The following is a 20,106-nucleotide window of genomic DNA, read 5'->3' as shown; positions in this document are numbered from 1 at the left end:
GGCTTGCGCCCCCAGCCGGCCGAGGCGCAACCGACGCCGCAGGGAGCGCCGCAGCCGAGGCCTGCGCTCGCGGCGGCGCCGCAGGCGCGGCCGTCGGCGCGCACCCGGCGAGCACAACCGCCCCGACCAACCCGATCGCGCAGCACGCCCGACCCACCGCAGCAGCGTCCTCGACGCGCCGGGTCACGCCTGCTCCCCGCCGGGCGCGCGGAGCGCGCGGATCGCCTCGGCGTACCGTGCGACGCGCGCATCGAACGGCACATCCTCGCCCCGCGCCACCGCGCCGAACACCGCCGAGCCCGCGACGAGCGCCCGCGCCCCGGCGGCGATGACCTTCCCGGCGGTCGACGGGGCGACGCCGCCGTCGACCTCGAGCGCGATGTCCAGGCCTGCCTGGTCGATCGTCTGCCGCAGGCTCTGCAGCTTGGTGAGCGCCCCTGGGATGAACTGCTGGCCGCCGAACCCGGGGTTGACGCTCATCACAAGCACCAGATCGATGTCCGCCATCACGTGCCGGATCGACTCCTCCGGCGTGTGGGGGTTCAGCACGACGCCAGGGCTCGCGCCTGCGTCCCTGATCTGCTGGAGCGTCCGGTGCAGGTGAGGCGACGCCTCGACGTGGACCGAGATGCGATCGGCGCCGGCGGCCGCGAACTCCGCGACGTAGCGCTCCGGCTCGACGATCATCAGGTGGACATCGAGGGGAAGACGCGTCGCGGCGCGGACCGCGCGAACGACGAGCGGCCCGATCGTGATGTTTGGCACAAACCGGCCATCCATCACGTCGACGTGGATCCAGTCGGCGCCAGCGGCCTCAGCGGCCCGCACTTCCTCCGCGAGACGACCGAAGTCAGCCGACAGGATCGACGGAGCGACGATGATTTTCTCGTGACGCACAGGGTAGCGCTAGCAGGCGTGACGCGCGGCGGCTAGCCGAGCATCCACGAGCGCGCTTACGGGGAGGCCGGCGCGGCTGCTAGGCTGCGCAGGTCTTCGCAAAGCGTTCGTGTCGTGCGCGCGGACGCTGCAGATCGAAGGCTGGGGATCCGAACCGTTCGAGTGAGGTGATGCATGGAGACACGGCCGCTGACGAAGCCCGACTACGACCGGATCGTGGGCGAGATCGATCGGTGGTGGGCGGGCCCAACCAGCGCGCTCGCGCACCCGATCTTCTTCTACGAGCTCGGCAGGCTCGCGCGCGTCGTCGAGGATCGCGGGCTGCTCGTCGGCTTCCTGCTCGGGTTCAGGTGCCCGGACGCGGCGATCGGGTACGTGCACCTCGTCGGCATTCACCCGGACTATCGCCGCCGCGGCGTCGGCAGAATGCTCTATGCCGCGTTCGAGGAGGACTGCCGCCGCGAGGGCTGCCGGCAGCTCAAGGCGATCACGACCCTGGGCAACGAGGGCTCGGTGCGCTTCCACGCCGCGGTCGGCTGGTCGGCCGCCGAGATCGAGGACTACGCCGGGCCTGGGCGTCCGCGGATCGTGTTCACCAAGGACCTCTAGGTGCGGCCTCTGGTGCAGATCGCGCGGAGCACGCGCGTGTTGCGGCGTACGCTCTCGACGGGGTACATCTGCTCGGGACCGCGAGGTGAAGCGATGCGAGAAGGCGGGCATGTTCGCGACGTGGTGGTAGGCGTTGTCGGGTCAGCCGGCAGGACGGTCGCCGCGGGCGCCCTCGGTGCATCCAGGTGAGCCGTAACCCTTCGCTGATCACGCAGCTGCGCGAGATCGGGCTGTTCGGAGGCCTGGGCGATCACGTCCTCCAGGGCCTCGCCGACAGCCTGGAGCTGCTCGATCTGGAGCCGGGCGCCGTCGCCTTTCGCGAGGGCGACAACGGCCGCGAGATGTTCGTGCTGCTCTCGGGGGAGATGGAAGTGCTCAAGCGGTCGAAGCGCGACGTCGAGGCGCGCGTCGCGGTCCTCGGGCCGAACGACTGGTTCGGCGAGATGTCGATCCTCGACGTGATGCCTCGCTCGGCGACCGTCCGGGCGATCGCCCCGTCGCGCTTGCTGCGCGTCACCGCGCACGATCTCGACGCCCTCTACCGGCGCGATCTCAAGTCGTACACGCTGCTGGTGCTGAACATCGCGCGCGAGATGTCGCGCCGCCTTCGCGTGGCGGACAGCCTGCTCGCCGAGCTGGTGGCGAACATGCTCGACGAGTACGCGCGGCCGCGGCGACCCGCGATCTGAGCCGGCGCCGCCGCGTCAGTCGACGCCGGGCGCTCTGCCCGAGGGCGCCGGGCCCAGCGGTCGCCTCATCCGCCGTCTGGGCCGATCGCTCCACCGGCGCCGGCTTCGCCGCCAGCGCCGCCACCTGCACCACCTGCACCACCGCTTCCGGCTTCGCCACCGGCGCCGGCTTCGCCACCCGCGCCGCCTGCACCACCGCCGTCGGCTTTGCCACCCGCGCCGCCCGCACCACCGCCGCCGGCAGGGTTGGCCGGTTCGCCCCCCGTGCTGGTTGAACCGGTGCTGCTAGCGGACCCAGTCGAACCGGCGCCGTTAGCGGCCGCGTCTGGCGGCAGGAGGCCACCGCCGCCCGCGCCGTCGTCTTCGCTGGGATCGCCGGCCGCGATGCCCCCTCCTGCGCCGGTCGCGCCGAGGTCGTCGCAATCACCGCACCCGATGCCCCCCTCGGCGGGAGGCTCCGGTTGTGGATTGAACACACAGCCCGCAAGGACGACCCCGAACACAAGGACGACAAGCTGGCGCATAAGCTCCCTCCTCATAGCACCCTGCGCATCTCCCTGCCCGCTTGTGCGGCGCCCTCGTCCGCGGGAATGCTGCGTCGAGCGCGCTCCGTCGGCTGCTTCTCGCTCGCTCTTACCGCCGGGTCGACATCGCCGTCAGACCCGGCCCGCGTGCTCCTTCAGCCGCACTCGACCGCTCCAGCGCCTCCAGCGCCTCCAGCGCCCCCCGCACCGCAGGGCTCGCCGCCCGCGCCGCCCGCGCCGCCCTGGCCGCCCGCGCCGCCCTGGCCGCCCGCGCCGCCCTGACCGCCCGCGCCGCCCTGACCGCCCGCGCCGCCCTGACCGCCCTCGCCCCCTCCAGCACCGCCCTGAGCGCCCATACCGCCGTGGCCGCCCGCCGCGCCCCCATTGCCGCTGCCGCCCGCGCCCGTGGTCTCGCCGCTGCCAGTGCTGGCCCCTACCGCTGTGTTGCCGGCGCCGGTGCCACCCGAACCTGAGGTGCCGACCGCCCCACCGGTCGACGACGACGAGGGATAGGGATCCCTGTCATCGAACGGCGGTTCAGGCTGCGGGTTGAACGAGCATCCAACCGCGAGGAGCAGGGTGAGGAACAGCAGGCTTCGCATGGCGGGTACGCCGAGTATGGCAATCAACATGCCACATGAAAATAGCCGGAAAGTACCTCGATCGGTCCACTATTGACGCGGTGCTCAGGCACACTCTGGCACGCCTCTCGGGCGGTTGGATCCGGCACTTCCCTCCGCGCCACGACCTGCGCGGGCCGTCCGCTGCGGGTGTCCCCCTGGTGTCCACGGCGGCAGCTCGCGGTATCGTGCGGCGTGATGTCGGAAGACCTGGGGAACGTCGCGTCGCGGCTCGACGAGGTGCGGCGCCGGATAACGAGCGCCGCCGCGCGGGCAGGGCGCGGGCCAGAGGAGGTCCGGCTCATCGCCGTGTCCAAGGGGAAGCCCGCGGAGGCCATCCGCGCCGCCTACGCCGCCGGGCAGCGCGATTTCGGCGAGAACTACGCGCAGGAGCTCGTCGAAAAGGCCGAGGCGCTCGCCGATCTCGACGGGCTCGTGTGGCACGCCATCGGCCAGCTCCAGAGGAACAAGGCGAAGCTCGTTGCGCGCGTCGCGCACGTCGTGCAGTCGGTCGACCGGGAGGAGCTCGCCGTGGAGCTCGATCGGCGCGCGGCCGCGCTCAACCGCACCCTCGACGTCCTGATCGAGGTGAACGTCGGCGGCGAAGCCTCGAAGGGCGGATGCGCCCCCGGCGACTTCGCGCCGCTCCTCGGCGCGATCGCCCGGTGCGCGCACCTCCGGCCGATCGGCCTCATGACCATCGCGCCGTTCCTCGAGGACCCGAACGACGTCGCGCCGTTCTTCGCGCAGCTGCGCGCCCTGCGCGACGCGCACGGCGGCCGGGCCGTGCTGCCCGAGCTCTCGATGGGCATGTCGCACGATTTCGAGGCAGCCATCGCGCAAGGCGCGACGTGGGTCCGCGTCGGCACCGCCATCTTCGGAGCCCGCGGATGACGGCCACGTCCGCCGCGTCGCGCCTCGGCTCGGCCCTCCCTGGCGGTGGCGTCGCGCGCGGCGCCACGCTGGCTGCGTGCGCGCTGCTCGCGCTCGGGTGCGGGCCGGGCGCGATGCCCGCGTCGGTGCGCCACCCGCTCGTCGGCAGCGCCGCGCCGGAGTTCCACGCAGAGTCCACGGCGGCGGTCACCGTCGGCGTGCCCGGCACGCGCAGGACGCGGGTCACCGTGATCGACTTCTGGGCGTCCTGGTGCGCGTCGTGCAGCCGGACCATGCCGGCGCTCGACCGGCTCTGGCGCGACCGCAAGGCGGACGGGGTGGCCGTGATCGGCGTGAACGTCGACGACTCGGAGGCCGCCGCGGCGGCCGCCGCCTACGAGCTCGGCGCGACGTTCCCCATCGTCGCGGATCTCGATCAGCGGCTCTCCGGGACCTACGGCGTCGCGCAGGTCCCCCTCACGTTCGTGGTCGACGGCGCGGGCACCGTGCGCTGGGTCGGTCACGATCCGGCGAGCGCGCGCCGCGCCGTCGATGTCCTCCTCTCGGAGCGCCCCGCGGGCGCGCGGTCGGTCTTCGAATGAGCGCGTCCCGGGGCGGCGGCGGCGCGCGACGGCGGCCCGCGGGCGACGACCCGACGCTCTTCGACGCCGCCCGGCAACGGGAGCCGGAGCTCAAGGCCACGGTCCCCCTCGCCGAGCGCATGCGCCCGCGCTCGCTCGAGGACATGATCGGCCAGGGCCACCTCCTCGGCGAGGGCAAGCTGCTCGCGCGCGCGATCGCGGCCGACCGGATCCCCTCGATGATCCTGTGGGGCCCGCCGGGCGCCGGAAAGACCACGCTCGCGCGCGTCGTCGCGCACACGACGAACGCCCGCTTCGTCCCCTTCAACGCCGTGCTGGGCGGCGTGCCGGAGCTCCGCGAGATCCTCGCCCAGGCGCGCACCGCGCGCTCCTACGAGGGCAAGCGGACGATCCTGTTCGTCGACGAGATCCACCGCTTCAACAAGGCCCAGCAGGACGCCTTCCTCCCGCACGTCGAGGACGGGACGATCACGCTCATCGGGGCGACCACCGAGAACCCCTCGTTCGCGGTCAACGCGCCGCTGCTCTCCCGGTGCAAGGTCTTCCGGCTCCAGGGCCTCGGCGCCTCGGAGCTCGTCGAGCTCCTGCGCCGCGCCCTCGAGTCGCCCGCCGGGCTCGCCGGCGCGATCGGCGCCGACGACGACGCGCTCTCGGCGATCGCGGCGCTCGCGCAGGGCGACGCGCGCAGGGCGCTCACCACGCTGGAGATCGCCGCGGACGAGGCGGGGCGCGCGGGCGCCTCCACGATCACGCGCGAGCTCATCGCCGGCGCGAGCGAGCACAAGACGCTGCTCTACGACAAGGCCGGCGAGGAGCACTACAACGTCATCAGCGCCTTCATCAAGTCGATGCGCGGCTCCGATCCCGACGCCGCCATCTACTGGCTGATGCGCATGATCGAGTCCGGCGACGACCCGCTCTTCCTGCTGCGCCGGATGATGATCTTCGCCTCCGAGGACATCGGCAACGCCGACCCGCGCGCGCTGGAGATCGCCGTCGCCGCGGACGCCGCGTTCCGGCGCATGGGGATGCCGGAGGGGCTCTACCCGATCACGCAGGCGGCGCTCTACCTCGCCACGGCCCCGAAATCGAACGCCTGCAAGACCGCCTGGCACGCGGCGCAGGCCGCCGTGCGCGAGCACGGCGCGCTCCCGGTCCCGCTCACGCTGCGCAACGCGGTCACGCGGCTGATGCGCGACGAGGGCTACGGCGAAGGCTACCGCTACGCGCACGACGAGCCGGGCGGCGTCGCGCTGGGCGAGGCCTACCTGCCCGAGCCGCTCGCGGGCAGCCGGTTCTACGAGCCGACCGATCGCGGCTACGAGCGGACCATCGGCGAGCGCCTCCGCCGGATCCGCGGCGAGGGGGAGGGCGAGGGCGGCTGAGGCGCGGCGCCGGCCGGCCCATCCGTCACGGCGTCACGCGTCGTCGTCGTCGCCGCCGCCCGCGCCGGCAAGGGCCTGCTCGAGCTCGCTCAGCGCGTGCTGATCTCCCTTGCTGCGCGCGGCCCCGATGCCGTCGACGAGCCAGGCGCGCCCCTCGTCGAGGCGGCCTGCCTTCACCAGCATCGTCCCGCACATGAGGTACATCGGCACGTACGCCGGATCCATCGCCCGGAGCGCGCCGAACGTGGCGAGCGCGTCGTCGTGGCGGCCCTGGCCCGCGTACTCCAGCGCGAGCGCGTACCAGTGAAACGGATCCTTCGACCCATCCCGGGTCATCTTCTCGAGCATCAGCAGCCGCTTGCTCACGTCGCCTCCACAACCCCGATGAACGGCAGGTTCCGATAGCGCTCGGCCCAGTCGAGCCCGTAGCCGACCACGAATTTGTCCTCGATCGTGAAGCCCAGGTAGTCGACGGGCACCTCGACCCGCGCGCGCGCCGGCTTGTGCAGGAGCGCGCAGACCTTCACGCTGTTCGGCATCCTCGTGCGGAAGAGCTGGAGCAGGTGCGAGATCGTGAGGCCCGTATCCACGATGTCCTCGATGAGGAGGATGTCCTCGCCCTCGATCGGGCGGGTGAGGTCCTGCGTGATCTGGACGACGCCGGTCGAGGCCGTGCCCTCGCCGTAGCTGCGCACGCCGAGGAACTCGATGCGCACCGGCAGGTCGATGTGGCGCGCGATGTCGGCGGTGAACACGAAGCTCCCCTTGAGCACGGAGACGAGCACGAGCCGGCGCTCCGCGTAGTCCCGGGTGATCTGCGCGCCGAGGTCGCGCACGCGAGCGCCGATCTGTTCGGCGGACAGGAGCGTCCGGACATTCGCCATGGTGCCCGCTAACATCGCGGCGCCCGCGCCACCAGCGCCCAGGCGGACCCTCCGTCGCCGCGCGCCGCGATCCCATGTCATGCCGCTGATGTCGCGCGGTCGCTCTGCTGCTGCCCGGGTCGAAACTGGGTTAGTCTCTGCGCCTCCCGCGATGCCGCTCCCTTCTCCGCCCGACGCGCCCCCGCACCTCACCTCGCGCACGCCCCTGGCCGTCCGCTTCTGCGAGACGGATCTCATGGGCATCGTCCACCACGCGAACTACGTCATCTACCTGGAGGCTGGCCGCATCGACTGGCTGAAGCGCCGCGGCCTCTCCTACGAGGAGATGGTGCGGCGCGACCTTCACCTCGCCGTCGCGGAGCTGCGGATCAAGTACCGCCAGGCCGCGCGGTTCGGCGACGACCTCGTGGTCGAGACGACCTGCCGCGAGGTCCAGCGCGTCACCGCGCGCTTCAGCTACCGGATCCTCCGGGGCGAGGACGTGATCTGCGACGGCGACATCCTCCTCGCGTGCCTGGGATCGAACCTGACGCTGACGCGGATCCCGGACGACATCGTCCAGCTCCTGGCGAGCCCCGAGACGACGGCCGATCGCTAGGGCAGGGGACGCCGCCCTCGCTTCCGCCGCCGTCCGCCGCCCCGCTTCAGCCGCCGTCCGCCGCCCCGGCCTCGGCCCCGCTGTGCACGATGCGCGCCGGCATCTCGACCGTCTGCGGCGGCTCGATGCGCTCGCCGAGGAACGTGCGCCACTGGACGACGTAGCGCCCGCGCAGGGGCCCGATCACGTAGCGCTCGCTCGCCGGAGGCACGGCGACCGCCGGGATCCCGTCGACGAGCAGGTAGAGCAGCGCGTCGGTCTGGTTGACAGCGACGAACCCCTCGCCGGGCGCGCCCGGGTCGACGCTCGCGGGCAGCTGGAGCGGCTCTTCTCGGATGGCCGCGAGCTCGTCGCGCGTCAGGAAGACGCCGCCCTGCGCCGACGGGAGCCCGGCGGCGGCGTACGCGGCGCTCGGGGGCGGCATGAGCATGTCGGTCGAGATCAGGTCCGTTCGCCGGGCGATCGACGTGACCTCGAACGCGACGCCGCCGCCGCCTTGCCAGGCATAACTCGCGTAGAGCGGCACCTCGCCGGCCACGCACTCGGGCGACTTCGGATCCACGCCGACGATCTCCAGCAGCGCCCGGCAGAGCAGCGGCCCCCCGTCGCCGGCCTCGGGGACCCTGCCGAGCTCGACGTACAGCGCGCCGAGGCTCCCGTGCACCTCGACCTTGCGGACGTCGATCTCGAGCCGCTTGCCGTCGCCGACAGGGCGCGCCGAGCCCGTCGACAGCGGCGTCACGTCGACGCGCCGCTCGCCGAGGAGCGTGCGGAGCGCCCCCGGCGGCACGACCCGGTACTGGGTCAGGGACGGCCAGAGCAGCACCTCGCCGTACACGTCGTGGCGCGCGCGGAGCTCGGAGCCCGCGGGCAGCGGGAGCGCGCGCGACGTGAACTGGACCCGCATCCGGCCCGTCTCCGCGAGCTCGACCTTCCACGTCAACTCGGTGAGCTTCTGCGCCGCGTGGATCCCGGAGGCCGCCACCTCAGGCGCCTTGGGGGGCTGCGGCACGTCACGGAAGCGGAACGCCGCCTCGAGCATCACGCCGGGGAGCTCGCGGGGCGAGAGCGCGTCGTCCGGCAGGGGGGTTGCGGGCGAGAGCGGCAGCGGCGACTGCGGGCTCGCCTCGGACATGATCAGCCGGCCGTAGTCGTCGGCGATGATCTTCGCGGTCGCCTCCGCGGCGGACGCGTCGAGCAGGTCCGGCGTCTCGTTCGCGAGCGGCGCGGGGAGGATTTTCGCGTTCGGGCTCGCGCCGGCGTCCAGGGGATCGACGGGCGCGTGGCGCGACGGCTCGCACCCGGCGGCGGCGAGCAGCAGGAAGGCCGCGGCGACGCGCGTGGCGATCACGGCTCCAGCTCGAACGTGTGGATGACGCGCACGCGCGCGTCGAGCGGCGGCGGGTCGGGCGCGCACTGCGTGTCCAGGAAGACCGCGGTGCAGCGGGGATGGCAGCCCAGGAGCAGGTTGCAGTTGGCCGCCTCGTTGTCGAACACCGCGATGACCCGCCCGAGCCGCGAGAGCTGCGGCGCGACGCTCCGCTTGAACTCGGTGTCGGGCATCTCGAACCTCGGCTTCACGACGAGCTCCGTGCCGATGACCCCGATGGGGAAGCCGAGGTCGCGCAGGCTCGCGAACGAGCCGAGCGCCATCTTCGGCAGGTCGCGGCCGGTGAGGTACACGAGGGTCGCCCCCGCCGCGTGGCAGTCGCGCGCGTACTGGCTCGCGCCCGGCACCTCGACGTCGTGCCGGATGTGCGGATCGTTGAAGAAGCGGGCCCTCCAGAAATCGAACGCGTGCAGGTGGAGCGCCTCGTCGTCGATGCCGAGCCGCCGCAGGTTGTCCTGGAACCCGTACACGATGCCGTCGGGCGACGCGCCCTCGAGGAGGGCGGCGGCGTGCGGGTGCTTGCGGCGCCACTCCTCCGCCAGCTCATGGAGGATCGCGACCACCCGCGGCCGGTTGTCCATGAGGGTGCCGTCCAGATCGAAGACGATCACGGGAGGCCCCTCCGACCGATCGGCCGCGCGCTCGACGATGGATCTCAGGAGCCGCGTCCGCTCGAGAGGGACGAGGCGCTTCTCGTGAAACAGCGTGCTCAAGGTCGTCGCGCCGCGGAAACGCGCACCGTCCGCGCGGCTCCTCGGGCCGGAACCCTAGCGCGAACTGGCCCTCCCCAGAAGCGGCGGCGCCCCACCCCTTCGCCGGGCCCTGCGGGTCTGCGTAAGTGTGCAGAAATATCCTACATTGTTGGCCTATTCATTCCGCTCTTCGTAGGATTTTCCAAATCGGGACCCGTCGAGGCTCCGAAGGAAGGCCCATGCAGAACCGCATCAAGACCGCTCTGGCCCTGGCGATGGCGATGACCGCCGTGGTGGGCTGCTCGAAGACCCCTCGCGATCGTCTGCAGGGGCGCTGGTATGGCGATGCCATCGAGAACGCCCCTGTGGAACAGCTCACCAAGGCGACCGGATGGGTGAAGGGAACGGCGCTCGAGTTCAACGGCAGCAAGGTGACGGTGACCGTGCCCGCGGAGACGCCGCGCAGCGGCACCTTCAAGGTGACGAAGGCGGACGGCGATCAGGTGACCGTCGCGTTCCTCCGCCCCGAGGGAGGGCTCGATGAAGCGGCGTTCCGCTTCACCACGGATCAGACGCTGCGCTGGGAGATCGGCGACGGCCGCGCCATCGTGCTGACGAAGGCGAAGAACTGAGCTCGGCGGCTATCGCCGCACCCGCTCCCTCCGCACCCGCGTGAGCCACCGCGCCTCGCCGCGATCGCCGTCCCGCGCGAGCAGCACCACGACATCCTCCGAGAGCGGCCCGGTGAGGCGCCGCCGCGCTTCCTCGATGGAGCGCACCTCGACGCCGTTCACGGACAGGAGCCGATCGCCGGGCTCGATGCCGGCCTCCTCGGCCTCGCTCGCCGGGGGCACCGACACAACGGTCACGGTCTTTCGCTCCTCGCCGAGCGTCACCGCCAGGCTCCCTGCGCCCTTCGGATCTTGCCGCGCGCCGTCTCCTGGCAGCGCGATCCTCACGCGCTCGGTCGTCCTGCCGGCCCGGACCTGCACCGGCTGCGACTCGGCGCGCCCGAGATCCGCGCTGTACGCCTCGAGGATCGCCGTGCCCTCGGGCAGCCCGCCGAGCTGGAACCGCCCGTCGCGGTCGGTGGTCACCACGCCCGGCGGCAGCGGGCCGAGCGGCAGGTACGTCGGCACGCGGTCGCGCGCGACGCGGGCCCCCGCGACCGCGTCCCCGCGCTGATCGACGACCTGGCCGGCGACCTCTCCCGCCTCGGACAGGTCGATGCGCCCGAGGTCCGTCGGGCGATCGGGATCGCCGGCGATCGTCACCCGCAGCGTCGCCGGCGCGTACCCGTCGCGGCTCACCGTCACGCGGAACTGGCCCTGCGCGAGGTCGGCGAGCGTGAAGGCCCCCTCCGCGTCGCTCGTGGCGCGGCGCGGCCCCGTCGTCGAGAACAGCGTGATCCGCGCGCCCTCGAGCCGCTCCCGCCCGCCGCGCCCGGTCACGGTGCCGGTCGCCTTGAGGGCGGCGCCCATCTCGAGCCGCAGCTCCTTCGGCGCGGCGTCGACCTGCTCGACGCGCGGGGACTTGCCGGAGCGCACGAGGCTTACCCGGAGCGGCAGGCCGGCGGCGTCGGGCAGCAGCGCGTCGCCGTCGTCGTCCGTGAACAGCGTCTTTCGGAGCGGAACGGCCACGTCGAGCGAGAGCACGCGCACCTCCACCCGATCGAGCGGGTAGCCGCGATCGTCGGCGACGTGGATGGCCACCGCCTCGCGCACCTTCGGGAGGACGACCTCGATCTCCTTGCGATCGCGCTCCGGCACCTCGACGACGAGCCGCGCCACGACGTCGCCTGGCGACTCGGCCCGGGAGACCGAGACGAGCACCTCGTCGGGGACCGCGGCGAAGGCGAACGTGCCGTCGTCCGCGGAGTACGTCACCCGCTCGAGCGAGCCGGCGGTCGCGGCCAGCTCCACGCGCGCGCCGGCGACCGGCTTGCGGTCCTCCTCGAGGACGCGTCCCTCGAGCAGGCCGCCCTGGCGCATCACCACGCGCACGCGGGCCTCGCCGCCCGGCTGCAGGGTCACGATCTCGCTGGGCGTCTCGACGTACTCCGGGTGCCGGACGATGGCGTGGACGCGCCCGGGGGTGACGGGCTCGGCCCGGAACGTGCCGTCGGCGCGCGTGACCCACGGCTCGCCCGACCGCACCGAGGCGGCCGGCAGGACGGCGTCGCCACGCGGCAGGTCCGGGATGGGGCCCGGCATCACCCCGAGCTCGCCCGCGGGGATCAGCGGCGCCGGGCCGGGCAGGGCGCGCTCGAAGTGCTCGTCCCTGAACTCGGACATCGCGGTGGTCTCGTCGATGGGCATCCCCTCGGCGTCGGCGCCCACGACCTCGATCGTCGCGCCCGGGACCGGGTAGCCGCGGTCGTCGACGACCTCACCCACGAGCGCGCCGCCGCGGAGCAGGGGGATGCGCACCTCGGTGGCGCCCGCGTCGACCTGCACGGCGTTCCTCGGCACGAAGCCGGCCGCCAGGGCCGAGGCGCTCGCGTATCCCGGCGCGATGGGCCCGAGCGTCACGGACCCGTCGTCGCCCGTGCGGCCGTGCAGCGGGAACGCCGACAGCCCCTGCTCGACGAGCACGACGTTCGCGCCCTTCACGGCCGGCGCGTCCTCGCCGTCGCCGTCGGTCACGAGGAGCCGCACGTGGCGGCCGGGCCCGAGGACGAGCTTCACCTCCTTGCCCTCGCCGCGCCTCACGGGCACGGCCAGCGCGGTCGCGCTCACGGCGGCGCCGCGCCGGGCCTTGAGGTCGTACACCCCGTCGCGGAGCCCGGCGATCCTCGCGACGCCCGTCGCGTCGGCGGTCGTGCTGCGCGCTGGCCACAGCCCGGTGCCGGCGGCGAGCACGGTCGCGCCGCCGGCCGGCTGCCCCTCCGCGTCCACCACGCGGACCGTGAGGGCGCCGAGCCGATCCATCCGGAGCCTGAGCGGCGCCGGCCCGGGCACGATGCCTGTCCGCACGGTGTCCTCGAAGCCGAGCGCCGACGCGCGGACGACGTAGGGCGCCGCCCCGAGCCGATCGAACCGCGCGCGGCCGCCTTCGGCGGTGGTCGCCACGAAGGGGAGGGGATCGGCGGTCGCGACCGTCACCTCGGCGCCGTCGATCGGGCGCTCGGCCTCGTCGACGACCAGCACGTCCAGCACCTTCGCGGGCCGCAGCACGAGGTCGACGGCGCGGGGGCCTGGCTCGAGCGCGACGCGGGTCGAGGCGCGGGCCCGCTCCGCGCCGTACGCCATGATCCAGGCCTCCCCGGACGGCAGCCCGGTGAAGCGAGCCTCGCCCGAGGGATCGGTCTTCAGCTCGCCCGCGAAGTAGGCGCGGTCCTCGCGCAGGGCGAAGACGCGCACGGTGGCGTCCTTCAGCGGGCGCCCCTGCTCGTCGCGCACGGTGGCGGTGAGCTCTGCCGCGCGCCCTTCCACCCACGCGGGCACCGGCGGCGCCGGGATCGGCGCCCGCGGCAGGTACCGCGGCCCCAAATCGCGCAGCGTGGTCGCGGCGAAGAAGCAGACCAGCGCGGCGATCGCGGCCAGGACGGTATCGAGCCGCGACCGGCGATCGGCCCGGTCGGCTTCCGCTGCGGGTTGCTTGTCCTGTTCCGCTGCGGGTTGCTTGTCCTGCTCGGCCACGGCCTGGATTTCTACTCCGGATCCGCGAAAACGCCGAACGTCCCGCCGCCGTTCCCGGATCCCGCGGCGCCGCGCCGGCGTCCCGAGATCAGGCCTGGCGGCCGCGGTGCAGCGCGATCACGGCCTGGATCTCCCCCTCGGACAGGATGTGATCCGTCGCCTTGGCCTTCGCCAGGATGGCGTCGACGAGCTCCTTCGAGGGCTCGATCTTCCGCTGCCGGAGCCAGTAGTTCACGTTGGAGGCCCCGGACATGTAGCCCACGCAGATCTCCTGCTTTCGCCCGAACATGCCGGCGGGCACGCCGGAGTAGATCCGGTCGGCCATCCAGGAGTCGCCCTTCGACTCGGCCTTGATGATGGCCGCCGCGTGCACGCCGGTCGCCGTGCGGAAGGCGTCCCGTCCGACCAGGGGATAATTGATGGGCACCTCCCAGCCGACCGCCTGCGCGGCCGTCGTGCAGTACTCGAGGAGGTGGGTGAGGTCCTGGTGCTCGAGGAGGCCGAGGAGCTTCATGTTGAGCAGGATGAGCTCCATCGCGGCGTTGCCGACCCGCTCGCCGATCCCGAGGGCGGTGCCGTGCACCCGGTCCGCGCCGAACTGGAGCGCCCAGATCGCGTTCTCGAGCGCGAGGCCGCGATCGTTGTGGCCGTGCCAGTCGATGCCCACCGACGCCCCGGCCCCCGCGACGATGGCCCGCGTAAAGTTGATGAGGTTGCGAACCCCGTCCGGCGTCGCGTGCCCGACGGTATCGCACAGGCATAGCCGGGACGCGCCGTGATCGATGGCGACCTTGAAGAGCGTCGCCAGCACCTCGGGGCGCGAGCGCGTCGTGTCCTCCGTGACGTAGGCGACCGGGAGCCCGGCCTTCACGCCCGCGTCGATCGCCGCGGCGCTCCGCTGCGCGATGAGGTCGACGTCCCACGCCTCCGCGAGCTGGCGGATCGGGCTCGATCCGATGAAGGCGTAGATCTCCACAGGGATCCCTGCGCGCTGGGAGATCTCGATCATCGGCGTGATGTCCGAGACGACCGTGCGGCCTGCGCAGGCGACGCGGAGCGGCAGGTTGTTGTCGGCCACCTCCCTGCACATCCGGAGCACGTCCTCGAACGCCCGCTGCGAGCTGCCGGGCAGGCCGACGTCGGCGATCTGGATACCGATCCTGGCCATCAGGTGGAGCAGCTTGAGCTTGCTCTCGATGTTCGGATCGGCGACCGAGGGGTTCTGCAGGCCGTCGCGCAGGGTCTCGTCGAAGAAGCCGATGTTCTCCGGGATGACCCGCCCGGCGCGCCCTACCTCGTTCCAGTCGTAGATCAGCTCGGTCGGGCGGTTACCGGAGGCAGCGATCGCCATGCACTATTATAGTGCGCCTCGCTCGACGCCGGTCCTGAAGCGAAGCTTTTGCGGGGCGCTCGACATGACGCACGGCGCAGGTGAAGACGGGCGATCGATCGCACGCTGCGGTGCGCTGGCCCTGCGCGCCCGGCAAGCCTAAGCTTGCGCCCACGACGATGTGGCAATCCCTACCTGAGTTCGGGACCGGCGTCCTTTACGCCATTCTGGTCACCGCGGCGTATACCTTCGCCGTCGGTCTCGCGTCGGCGCGCGGGCGGCCGCGGCTGCTCCAGGCCGCGCGGCTCGGCGCGTACGGCACGATCGCGCTGGTCGGCCTCGCGGTGCTCGTGCTGGCGTACGCCTTCGTCAGCCACGATTTCCGGATCGCCTACGTCGCGCAGTACAGCGATCGGTCCATGAGCACGCCGTACCTCATCGCCGCGCTCTGGGGCGGGCAGGACGGCTCGCTGCTCTGGTGGATGTTCCTGACCGCGCTCTTCTCGGGGACGTGCGTCGTCTGGCTGCAGCGCCGGTATCTGGAGCTCCAGCCCTACGTCATCGCGACGCTGATGAGCGTCCTGATCTTCTTCGCGGCGCTGATGATCTTCGCGGTGAACCCGTTCCGGACGAGCGTGGCGGGCGCCCCGCTCGACGGCAACGGGCTGAACTACCAGCTGCGCAACTTCTACATGATCATCCACCCGCCGAGCCTCTACATCGGCTTCACGAGCGCGGCGGTCCCGTTCGCGTTCGCGATCGCCGCGCTCGCCACGGGCCGGCTCGACAGCGAGTGGATCGTGGCGACGCGCAAGTGGATGCTCTTCTCCTGGCTGTTCCTCTCCATCGGCAACGTGCTCGGCATGCTGTGGGCTTACGAGGAGCTCGGCTGGGGCGGCCCGTGGGCCTGGGATCCGGTCGAGAACGCCGCGTTCCTCCCGTGGCTCACCGCGAGCGCCTACGTCCACTCGACGATGATCCAGGAGCGCCGCGGCATGCTGAAGGTGTGGAACATCTCGCTCATCTGCGGGACGTTCTTCCTCACCATCTTCGGCACCTGGCTCACGCGGTCCGGCCTCATCGCGAGCGTCCACTCGTTCGCCCAGTCCGGCATCGGCATCTGGTTCGTCGGCTTCATGGCCGTGATCCTGGCCACGTGCACCGCGCTCATCGTCTACCGCCTGCCGCGGCTGCGCAGCGACGGGCAGTTCGAGTCGATGCTGTCGCGCGAGGCCGCGTTCCTCTTCAACAACTGGGGCTTCTTCAGCATCATGATCTTCATCGCGGTCGCGACGGTGTGGCCGCGCATCAGCGAGTGGCTGCTCGACCAGAAGTCGACGCTCGGGCCGACGTTCTACAACATGTGGCTGCCCCCGATCGCGCTCGTGGTCTTCCTGCTCATGGGCGTCGCGCCGCTGCTCGGGTGGCGGAAGACGTCGCCAGAGCTCTTCCGGAAGAGCTTCCGCTGGCCGGTGCTGGTCACGGTCGTCACGGCGGCGCTTCACCTGACGCTCGGGAAGCGGGTGGGCTTCGCCCCGTTCGTCGCCGTGGACCCGATCTACCCCGGCCAGCTCGGCGACGCGCTGGCGAAGCTCGCGTCGACCTACCCGTTCTTCACGGTGGCCATCGCCGCGTTCAACATCGCCGTGGTCGCGCAGGAGTTCGCCCGCGGCATCGCGGCGCGGCAGAAGCGCGGGAAAGAGCCGCTCTTCACCTCCTTCTACAACCTCGTCGCCAGGTCGCGGCGCCGCTACGGCGGCTACATCGTGCACGTCGGCATCGCGGTGATGTTCATCGGGTTCGCCGGCCGCGCGTGGGGCGTCGACAAGGAGATCAGCCTCCACCCGGGCGAGTCCGTGCAGATCGAGGAGTACCGCCTCACCTACGCCGGCCCGCGCATGGAGGTCGACAGCGAGAAGCGGATGGTCTTCGCCGACCTCGACGTCGAGCGCCACGGCGCGCCGATCGGCCGGATCAGCCCCGCGAAGTTCATCTACAAGGCGTCCCCGGAGGCGCCTTCGACCGAGGTCGCGCGGCACATCACCGTCAAGAACGACCTCTACGTGATCATCGGGATGGCGAACCCCCAGACGAAGGTCGCTTCGTTCCAGATCCACGTGAACAACCTGATCTCGTTCATGTGGTTCGGCGCGGGCATCCTCATCCTGGGGGCCCTCGTCGCGATGTGGCCTGACATCGCGCTCGAGGAGGCCGGCGCGTTCGGTTATGTGCGGGCGGCGGGGTCCGTCACCGCGTCGGTCGTGTTCGCCTTCCTGCTCGCCGGCGGCCCGTCGCAGGCCTACGGGCGCCCCGTCCAGGAGGGGCTCGGGCGACCTGTCTTGGTCGCGCCCGGCGCGGCGGACGGCGACGTCCGCGCCCCGGGCTCCGGCGCGTCGCTTGATCCCGGGCGGTCGCCCGCGAAAGGTGCCATCCTCCCGACCGCTGCCGAACCGAGGCAGCCGGCGTTCGAATGAGCCGCACACGAAGACTCATCCAAGGCATCACCCTCCTCGTCGCGGGCGCCCTCGCCCTCGTCGTCCTGCTGCGCTCGCCGGAGTTCGCCCACAGCCAGCAGCTCGGCGAGGGGATGCAGCGCTCGGGTGTCGTCGGCATCGCGAACGACATCGAGCGCAAGCTCTTCTGGAGCCTGATCTGCACGTGCGGCTGCCCGCGCGAGACCCTCGGGACGTGCACGTGCGGCACCGCGCACGAGCGCCGCGACCAGCTCCGCGCGGCGCTGGCGTCGGGGCTGTCGATCGAGGCCATCCAGGCCGCCTACGCCGAGCGCTACGGGGCGGAGGCGCTGGCCGTGCCGCCCAACAAGGGGAGCCAGCGGCTGCTCTACCTCCTCCCGCTCGGCGCCATCGTGGTCGGCGCGGGCATCGTCGTCGCGACGCTCCGCCGATGGAAGCGGCGCAGCGACGAGGCGGGCGCCGCCGGCCAGCAGCGATCCGCGAAGGGCGTTGTCCCCGGCGCCCGTGACGATTACGACGACAAGCTCGACGAGGAGCTCAAGAGCCTGGACCGCGAAGACCGCGAATGAGCGCCGAACAGCCCGCCAAAAGCGCCACCTCGGCCACGGCCGACGAGACCGTGACCCGGGGTACTGACTCGCCGCTGGAGCGGCAGATCGTGCACTACGCCCGCTTCGGGGCGCCGCTCGCGGCGCTCGTCGGCGCCGGCGTCGCGGGGCTCGTCGCCGGGCCGCCCGCGGCGATCCTCGTGCTCGCGGGCGGCGCGCTCGTCGCCGTCATCGCCATCTTCTGGGCGAGCCTCCGCGTGCTGATCGGGGAGACGCCGCTGAGCGGCGCCGACGCCTACGCGATCGGCGCGCCGCGCGCCGAAGAGGAGCAGAAGCAGGCCGTCCTGCGCGCGCTCAAGGACCTCGAGTTCGAGCGGAGCGTCGGGAAGATCAGCGATGAGGACTACGCCGAGCTCGTCGCGAAGTACCGCGCCGAGGCGAAGCGGCTCCTCCGCCTGCTGGACGCCGACGCGCAGCCGCGGCGCGAGCAGGTCGCGGCGCTCGTGGAGAGGCACCTCCGGCGCGCCGGGCTCCAGGACGACGGCGCGCCCAGGGAGCCGGACGAGGCCGCGGCGACGGCGGAGCCCGCGGCGACGCAGGGCGTGGCGTGCGGGGAGTGCGGCACGCTGAACGACGAAGACGCGGTGTTTTGCAAGAAGTGCGGGACGAAGCGCGCGCTCGGCGCGCCTCAGGACGACCCGGCTGCGACGGACGACGCCGCGGCCACCGTCGATGAGGATGAGAACGATCGCAGGAGGGCCTCGTGATGCGCTGGACCGGGTGTACCGCGCTCGCCGCGATCGCCTCGCTGAGCATCACCGCCGCGCAGGCGGTGCAGGCGCAGCCGGCGGCGTCGGCGCAGCCCACGGCGGACAAGGCCGCGCCGGCGCAGTCCGCAGCGGCGAAGCCGGGTGAGAAGCCGGCGGCGGCGCCGGGCGGCGCCGCGCCTGCCGGCGCCGGCGGTCCTGCTGCGACCTCGACGGCCGTAGCGGCGGACGCGGGCGCGCCCGACGCTGCGGGCGAGCTCCCGCCGGGGCATCCCGAGGTGGGGCAGGCGCTGCCTTCGGGCCATCCGCCGGTGGGGAAGCCTCCCGCGGCAAACGCGGCCTCCCGGCGCGCCTCGGAGCAGCTGACGGGCATGTTCGAGGCGCCCGATGACACCGTCCAGGAAGACACAGGGCTCCCGCCCGGCGTCCTCGTGCTCACCGTGCAGGACGCGGATGGGAACCCCGTCCCTCGCATCTCCGTCGACGTCGACATCTTGCAGAGCTCGGTGACGAAGGGCGACTCGCGCGAGCGCATCAGCCGAGAGACGGACGACGCGGGCGCCGTCCGGCTCGAGAACCTCGCTATCGCCGGCGGCACGAGCTACGGCATCTCGGTCACGCGCGACGGCGGAACGTTCTCGATCCCGCATTTCGGGCTCAGCGCCGAGGCCGGAAAGCGGGCCGTGCTCCACATCTACGACGCCACGCCGAACGTGAGCGGCCTGATGGTCGGGACGCAGGGCATCGTCTACCTCCAGCTCCGGCAAGACTCGATCTCGGTGGAGCAGCTGTTCCAGGTCTTCAACCTCGGCCGCGTCGCCTGGCTGCCGAACGAGACGTTCGCGCTCCCGCGCGACTACAAGGCCTTCAACAAGACCGAAGGCATGGGCGAGGAGATGCGCTTCGACGAGGTCAAGGGCACCGGCGTGGCGCTGCGCGGCACCGTGAGCCCCGGCCGGCACGAAGGGCAGTTCCGCTGGCAGGTCCCGCTCCATAACGAAGAGCGCCAGACGATCCGCATCGAGCTGCCGCCGCGCATCGCCCAGATGCGGGTGATGGCCGAGGCGTCGAAGTCGATGACGCTGAACGTCGCCGGCTTCCCCGCGGCCCAGCGCACCCAGAACCGGGACGGGAAGAAGATCCTGATCACCGAGATGCAGGGCACCCGCATGGAGGGCGGGATGAAGGTCATCGAGATCACGCTCGGCGGGCTGCCGACGCCGGGCGTGGGCCGGTGGATCGCGCTGGTGCTGGCCGGCGCGACCGTGATCGGCGGGGCCGCGCTGAACCTGGTCCGGCGGCGCGACCAGGACCGCGGGCCCGACGACGAGGAGCGGCGGGAGCTGATCGAGGCGCGGAACGCGCTCCTCGACGAGTTCGTCGAGCTCGAGCGCGCGCGGAAGCGGGGCGACGTCGGCCCGAAGACGTACGATCGCGTCCGTGCGGCGCTCCTCGACGCGCTCGCGCGCATCGTGGCCATGATCGAGGCCAGGCCGGCGCGCGGGAAGGCCGCTGACGCGCGCGGGAAGGCCGCCGGCGCGCTCAAGGCCGACGCCGCTGGATCGCCGCGCTCCTGAGGGGTG

19 protein-coding genes are annotated in these 20,106 nt (G+C 72.4%); 11 read left to right on the top strand and 8 right to left on the bottom strand.

Annotation, left to right across the window (positions count from 1 at the left end; translation table 11 throughout):
* Window positions 1–183: 183 nt before the first annotated feature.
* Complete coding sequence (gene rpe, locus WME95_RS44600; protein WP_437905269.1) at window positions 184–897, bottom strand: ribulose-phosphate 3-epimerase; 714 nt, start codon at window positions 895–897, stop codon at window positions 184–186.
* A gap of 174 nt (window positions 898–1,071) precedes the next feature.
* Between rpe and WME95_RS44595 the strand changes: the two genes are divergently transcribed.
* Together WME95_RS44595 and WME95_RS44590 are read left to right on the top strand one after the other, a co-directional pair.
* A complete protein-coding gene (locus tag WME95_RS44595) occupies window positions 1,072–1,506 on the top strand; it encodes an N-acetyltransferase family protein (protein WP_437546919.1) in 435 nt (144 codons plus the stop codon).
* A gap of 185 nt (window positions 1,507–1,691) precedes the next feature.
* Entirely contained in the window at window positions 1,692–2,195 is a 504-nt protein-coding gene (locus WME95_RS44590) for a cyclic nucleotide-binding domain-containing protein (RefSeq protein ID WP_437905268.1), read from the top strand.
* Window positions 2,196–2,874: 679 nt separating this feature from the next.
* Here WME95_RS44590 and WME95_RS44585 read toward each other — a convergent pair.
* Window positions 2,875–3,321 carry a hypothetical protein gene (locus WME95_RS44585; protein WP_437905267.1) on the bottom strand — a complete coding sequence of 149 codons (447 nt, stop codon included), beginning with the start codon at window positions 3,319–3,321 and terminating at the stop codon, window positions 2,875–2,877.
* A 216-nt stretch (window positions 3,322–3,537) separates the two neighbouring features.
* Between WME95_RS44585 and WME95_RS44580 the strand changes: the two genes are divergently transcribed.
* The 3 genes from WME95_RS44580 to WME95_RS44570 are packed head-to-tail and all read left to right on the top strand — an operon-like array spanning window position 3,538 to window position 6,199.
* Window positions 3,538–4,233 carry a YggS family pyridoxal phosphate-dependent enzyme gene (locus WME95_RS44580; RefSeq protein WP_437905266.1) on the top strand — a complete coding sequence of 232 codons (696 nt, stop codon included), beginning with the start codon at window positions 3,538–3,540 and terminating at the stop codon, window positions 4,231–4,233.
* Complete coding sequence (locus WME95_RS44575; protein ID WP_437905265.1) at window positions 4,230–4,814, top strand: TlpA family protein disulfide reductase; 585 nt, start codon at window positions 4,230–4,232, stop codon at window positions 4,812–4,814. Before WME95_RS44580 ends, WME95_RS44575 begins: the two co-directional genes overlap by 4 nt.
* Window positions 4,811–6,199: a replication-associated recombination protein A gene (locus WME95_RS44570; RefSeq protein ID WP_437905264.1), complete on the top strand. Its 1,389-nt coding sequence runs from the start codon at window positions 4,811–4,813 to the stop codon at window positions 6,197–6,199. Before WME95_RS44575 ends, WME95_RS44570 begins: the two co-directional genes overlap by 4 nt.
* Before the next feature lie 33 nt (window positions 6,200–6,232).
* Here the strand turns inward: WME95_RS44570 and WME95_RS44565 are convergent, their stop codons facing one another.
* Both WME95_RS44565 and hpt read right to left on the bottom strand, forming a co-directional pair.
* Window positions 6,233–6,565, bottom strand: a complete 333-nt coding sequence (locus WME95_RS44565; RefSeq protein ID WP_437546905.1) for a tetratricopeptide repeat protein — start codon at window positions 6,563–6,565, stop codon at window positions 6,233–6,235.
* Window positions 6,562–7,083, bottom strand: coding sequence for a hypoxanthine phosphoribosyltransferase (gene hpt / locus WME95_RS44560; protein ID WP_437905263.1), 522 nt, complete (start codon window positions 7,081–7,083; stop codon window positions 6,562–6,564). Before hpt ends, WME95_RS44565 begins: the two co-directional genes overlap by 4 nt.
* A 151-nt stretch (window positions 7,084–7,234) precedes the next feature.
* On the opposite strand from hpt, the gene WME95_RS44555 reads away from it, so the two are divergent.
* Window positions 7,235–7,681, top strand: coding sequence for an acyl-CoA thioesterase (locus tag WME95_RS44555; RefSeq protein ID WP_437546901.1), 447 nt, complete (start codon window positions 7,235–7,237; stop codon window positions 7,679–7,681).
* 46 nt (window positions 7,682–7,727) lie between these two features.
* On the opposite strand, the gene WME95_RS44550 is transcribed toward WME95_RS44555, so the two are convergent.
* A complete protein-coding gene (locus WME95_RS44550) occupies window positions 7,728–9,032 on the bottom strand; it encodes a hypothetical protein (protein WP_437905262.1) in 1,305 nt (434 codons plus the stop codon).
* Window positions 9,029–9,784, bottom strand: a complete 756-nt coding sequence (locus WME95_RS44545) for an HAD family hydrolase (protein ID WP_437546897.1) — start codon at window positions 9,782–9,784, stop codon at window positions 9,029–9,031. Before WME95_RS44545 ends, WME95_RS44550 begins: the two co-directional genes overlap by 4 nt.
* A gap of 218 nt (window positions 9,785–10,002) precedes the next feature.
* Between WME95_RS44545 and WME95_RS44540 the strand changes: the two genes are divergently transcribed.
* Entirely contained in the window at window positions 10,003–10,395 is a 393-nt protein-coding gene (locus WME95_RS44540; RefSeq protein ID WP_437905261.1) for a hypothetical protein, read from the top strand.
* Window positions 10,396–10,404: 9 nt separating this feature from the next.
* On the opposite strand, the gene WME95_RS44535 is transcribed toward WME95_RS44540, so the two are convergent.
* Window positions 10,405–13,404 carry a carboxypeptidase regulatory-like domain-containing protein gene (locus tag WME95_RS44535; protein ID WP_437905260.1) on the bottom strand — a complete coding sequence of 1,000 codons (3,000 nt, stop codon included), beginning with the start codon at window positions 13,402–13,404 and terminating at the stop codon, window positions 10,405–10,407.
* An 88-nt stretch (window positions 13,405–13,492) separates the two neighbouring features.
* The gene (locus tag WME95_RS44530) at window positions 13,493–14,755 is read right to left on the bottom strand and encodes a LeuA family protein (protein WP_437905259.1); all 1,263 of its coding nucleotides are present in this window, start codon (window positions 14,753–14,755) and stop codon (window positions 13,493–13,495) included.
* 158 nt (window positions 14,756–14,913) lie between these two features.
* Between WME95_RS44530 and WME95_RS44525 the strand changes: the two genes are divergently transcribed.
* From WME95_RS44525 to WME95_RS44510, 4 genes are read left to right on the top strand one after another with little or no spacing between them, the layout of a single operon-like run.
* The gene (locus WME95_RS44525) at window positions 14,914–17,208 is read left to right on the top strand and encodes a heme lyase CcmF/NrfE family subunit (RefSeq protein WP_437905258.1); all 2,295 of its coding nucleotides are present in this window, start codon (window positions 14,914–14,916) and stop codon (window positions 17,206–17,208) included.
* Entirely contained in the window at window positions 17,205–17,777 is a 573-nt protein-coding gene (locus WME95_RS44520; protein ID WP_437742437.1) for a cytochrome c-type biogenesis protein, read from the top strand. Before WME95_RS44525 ends, WME95_RS44520 begins: the two co-directional genes overlap by 4 nt.
* Window positions 17,774–18,523: a hypothetical protein gene (locus WME95_RS44515; RefSeq protein ID WP_437905257.1), complete on the top strand. Its 750-nt coding sequence runs from the start codon at window positions 17,774–17,776 to the stop codon at window positions 18,521–18,523. Before WME95_RS44520 ends, WME95_RS44515 begins: the two co-directional genes overlap by 4 nt.
* Window positions 18,520–20,100 (top strand): carboxypeptidase-like regulatory domain-containing protein, encoded by a 1,581-nt coding sequence (locus WME95_RS44510; RefSeq protein ID WP_437905256.1) that lies wholly within the window; start codon window positions 18,520–18,522, stop codon window positions 20,098–20,100. Before WME95_RS44515 ends, WME95_RS44510 begins: the two co-directional genes overlap by 4 nt.
* The last annotated feature ends 6 nt before the right edge of the window (window positions 20,101–20,106 follow it).

Origin of the sequence: Sorangium sp. So ce327 (assembly GCF_051530205.1) — a bacterium.
Lineage (GTDB): Bacteria > Myxococcota_A > Polyangia > Polyangiales > Polyangiaceae > Sorangium > Sorangium cellulosum_B.
The sequence above is the reverse complement of the archived record's forward strand: the minus strand, read 5'-3'. Positions and strand labels throughout refer to the sequence as shown.

Coding starts and splice junctions, on each gene's coding strand:
- WME95_RS44595 (WP_437546919.1), top strand. CDS start 1,072: ATGGAGACACGGCCGCTGACGAAGCCCGACTACGACCGGATCGTGGGC.
- WME95_RS44585 (WP_437905267.1), bottom strand. CDS start 3,321: ATGCGAAGCCTGCTGTTCCTCACCCTGCTCCTCGCGGTTGGATGCTCG.
- WME95_RS44580 (WP_437905266.1), top strand. CDS start 3,538: ATGTCGGAAGACCTGGGGAACGTCGCGTCGCGGCTCGACGAGGTGCGG.
- WME95_RS44575 (WP_437905265.1), top strand. CDS start 4,230: ATGACGGCCACGTCCGCCGCGTCGCGCCTCGGCTCGGCCCTCCCTGGC.
- WME95_RS44570 (WP_437905264.1), top strand. CDS start 4,811: ATGAGCGCGTCCCGGGGCGGCGGCGGCGCGCGACGGCGGCCCGCGGGC.
- hpt (WP_437905263.1), bottom strand. CDS start 7,083: ATGGCGAATGTCCGGACGCTCCTGTCCGCCGAACAGATCGGCGCTCGC.
- WME95_RS44555 (WP_437546901.1), top strand. CDS start 7,235: ATGCCGCTCCCTTCTCCGCCCGACGCGCCCCCGCACCTCACCTCGCGC.
- WME95_RS44540 (WP_437905261.1), top strand. CDS start 10,003: ATGCAGAACCGCATCAAGACCGCTCTGGCCCTGGCGATGGCGATGACC.
- WME95_RS44530 (WP_437905259.1), bottom strand. CDS start 14,755: ATGGCGATCGCTGCCTCCGGTAACCGCCCGACCGAGCTGATCTACGAC.
- WME95_RS44525 (WP_437905258.1), top strand. CDS start 14,914: ATGTGGCAATCCCTACCTGAGTTCGGGACCGGCGTCCTTTACGCCATT.
- WME95_RS44520 (WP_437742437.1), top strand. CDS start 17,205: ATGAGCCGCACACGAAGACTCATCCAAGGCATCACCCTCCTCGTCGCG.
- WME95_RS44515 (WP_437905257.1), top strand. CDS start 17,774: ATGAGCGCCGAACAGCCCGCCAAAAGCGCCACCTCGGCCACGGCCGAC.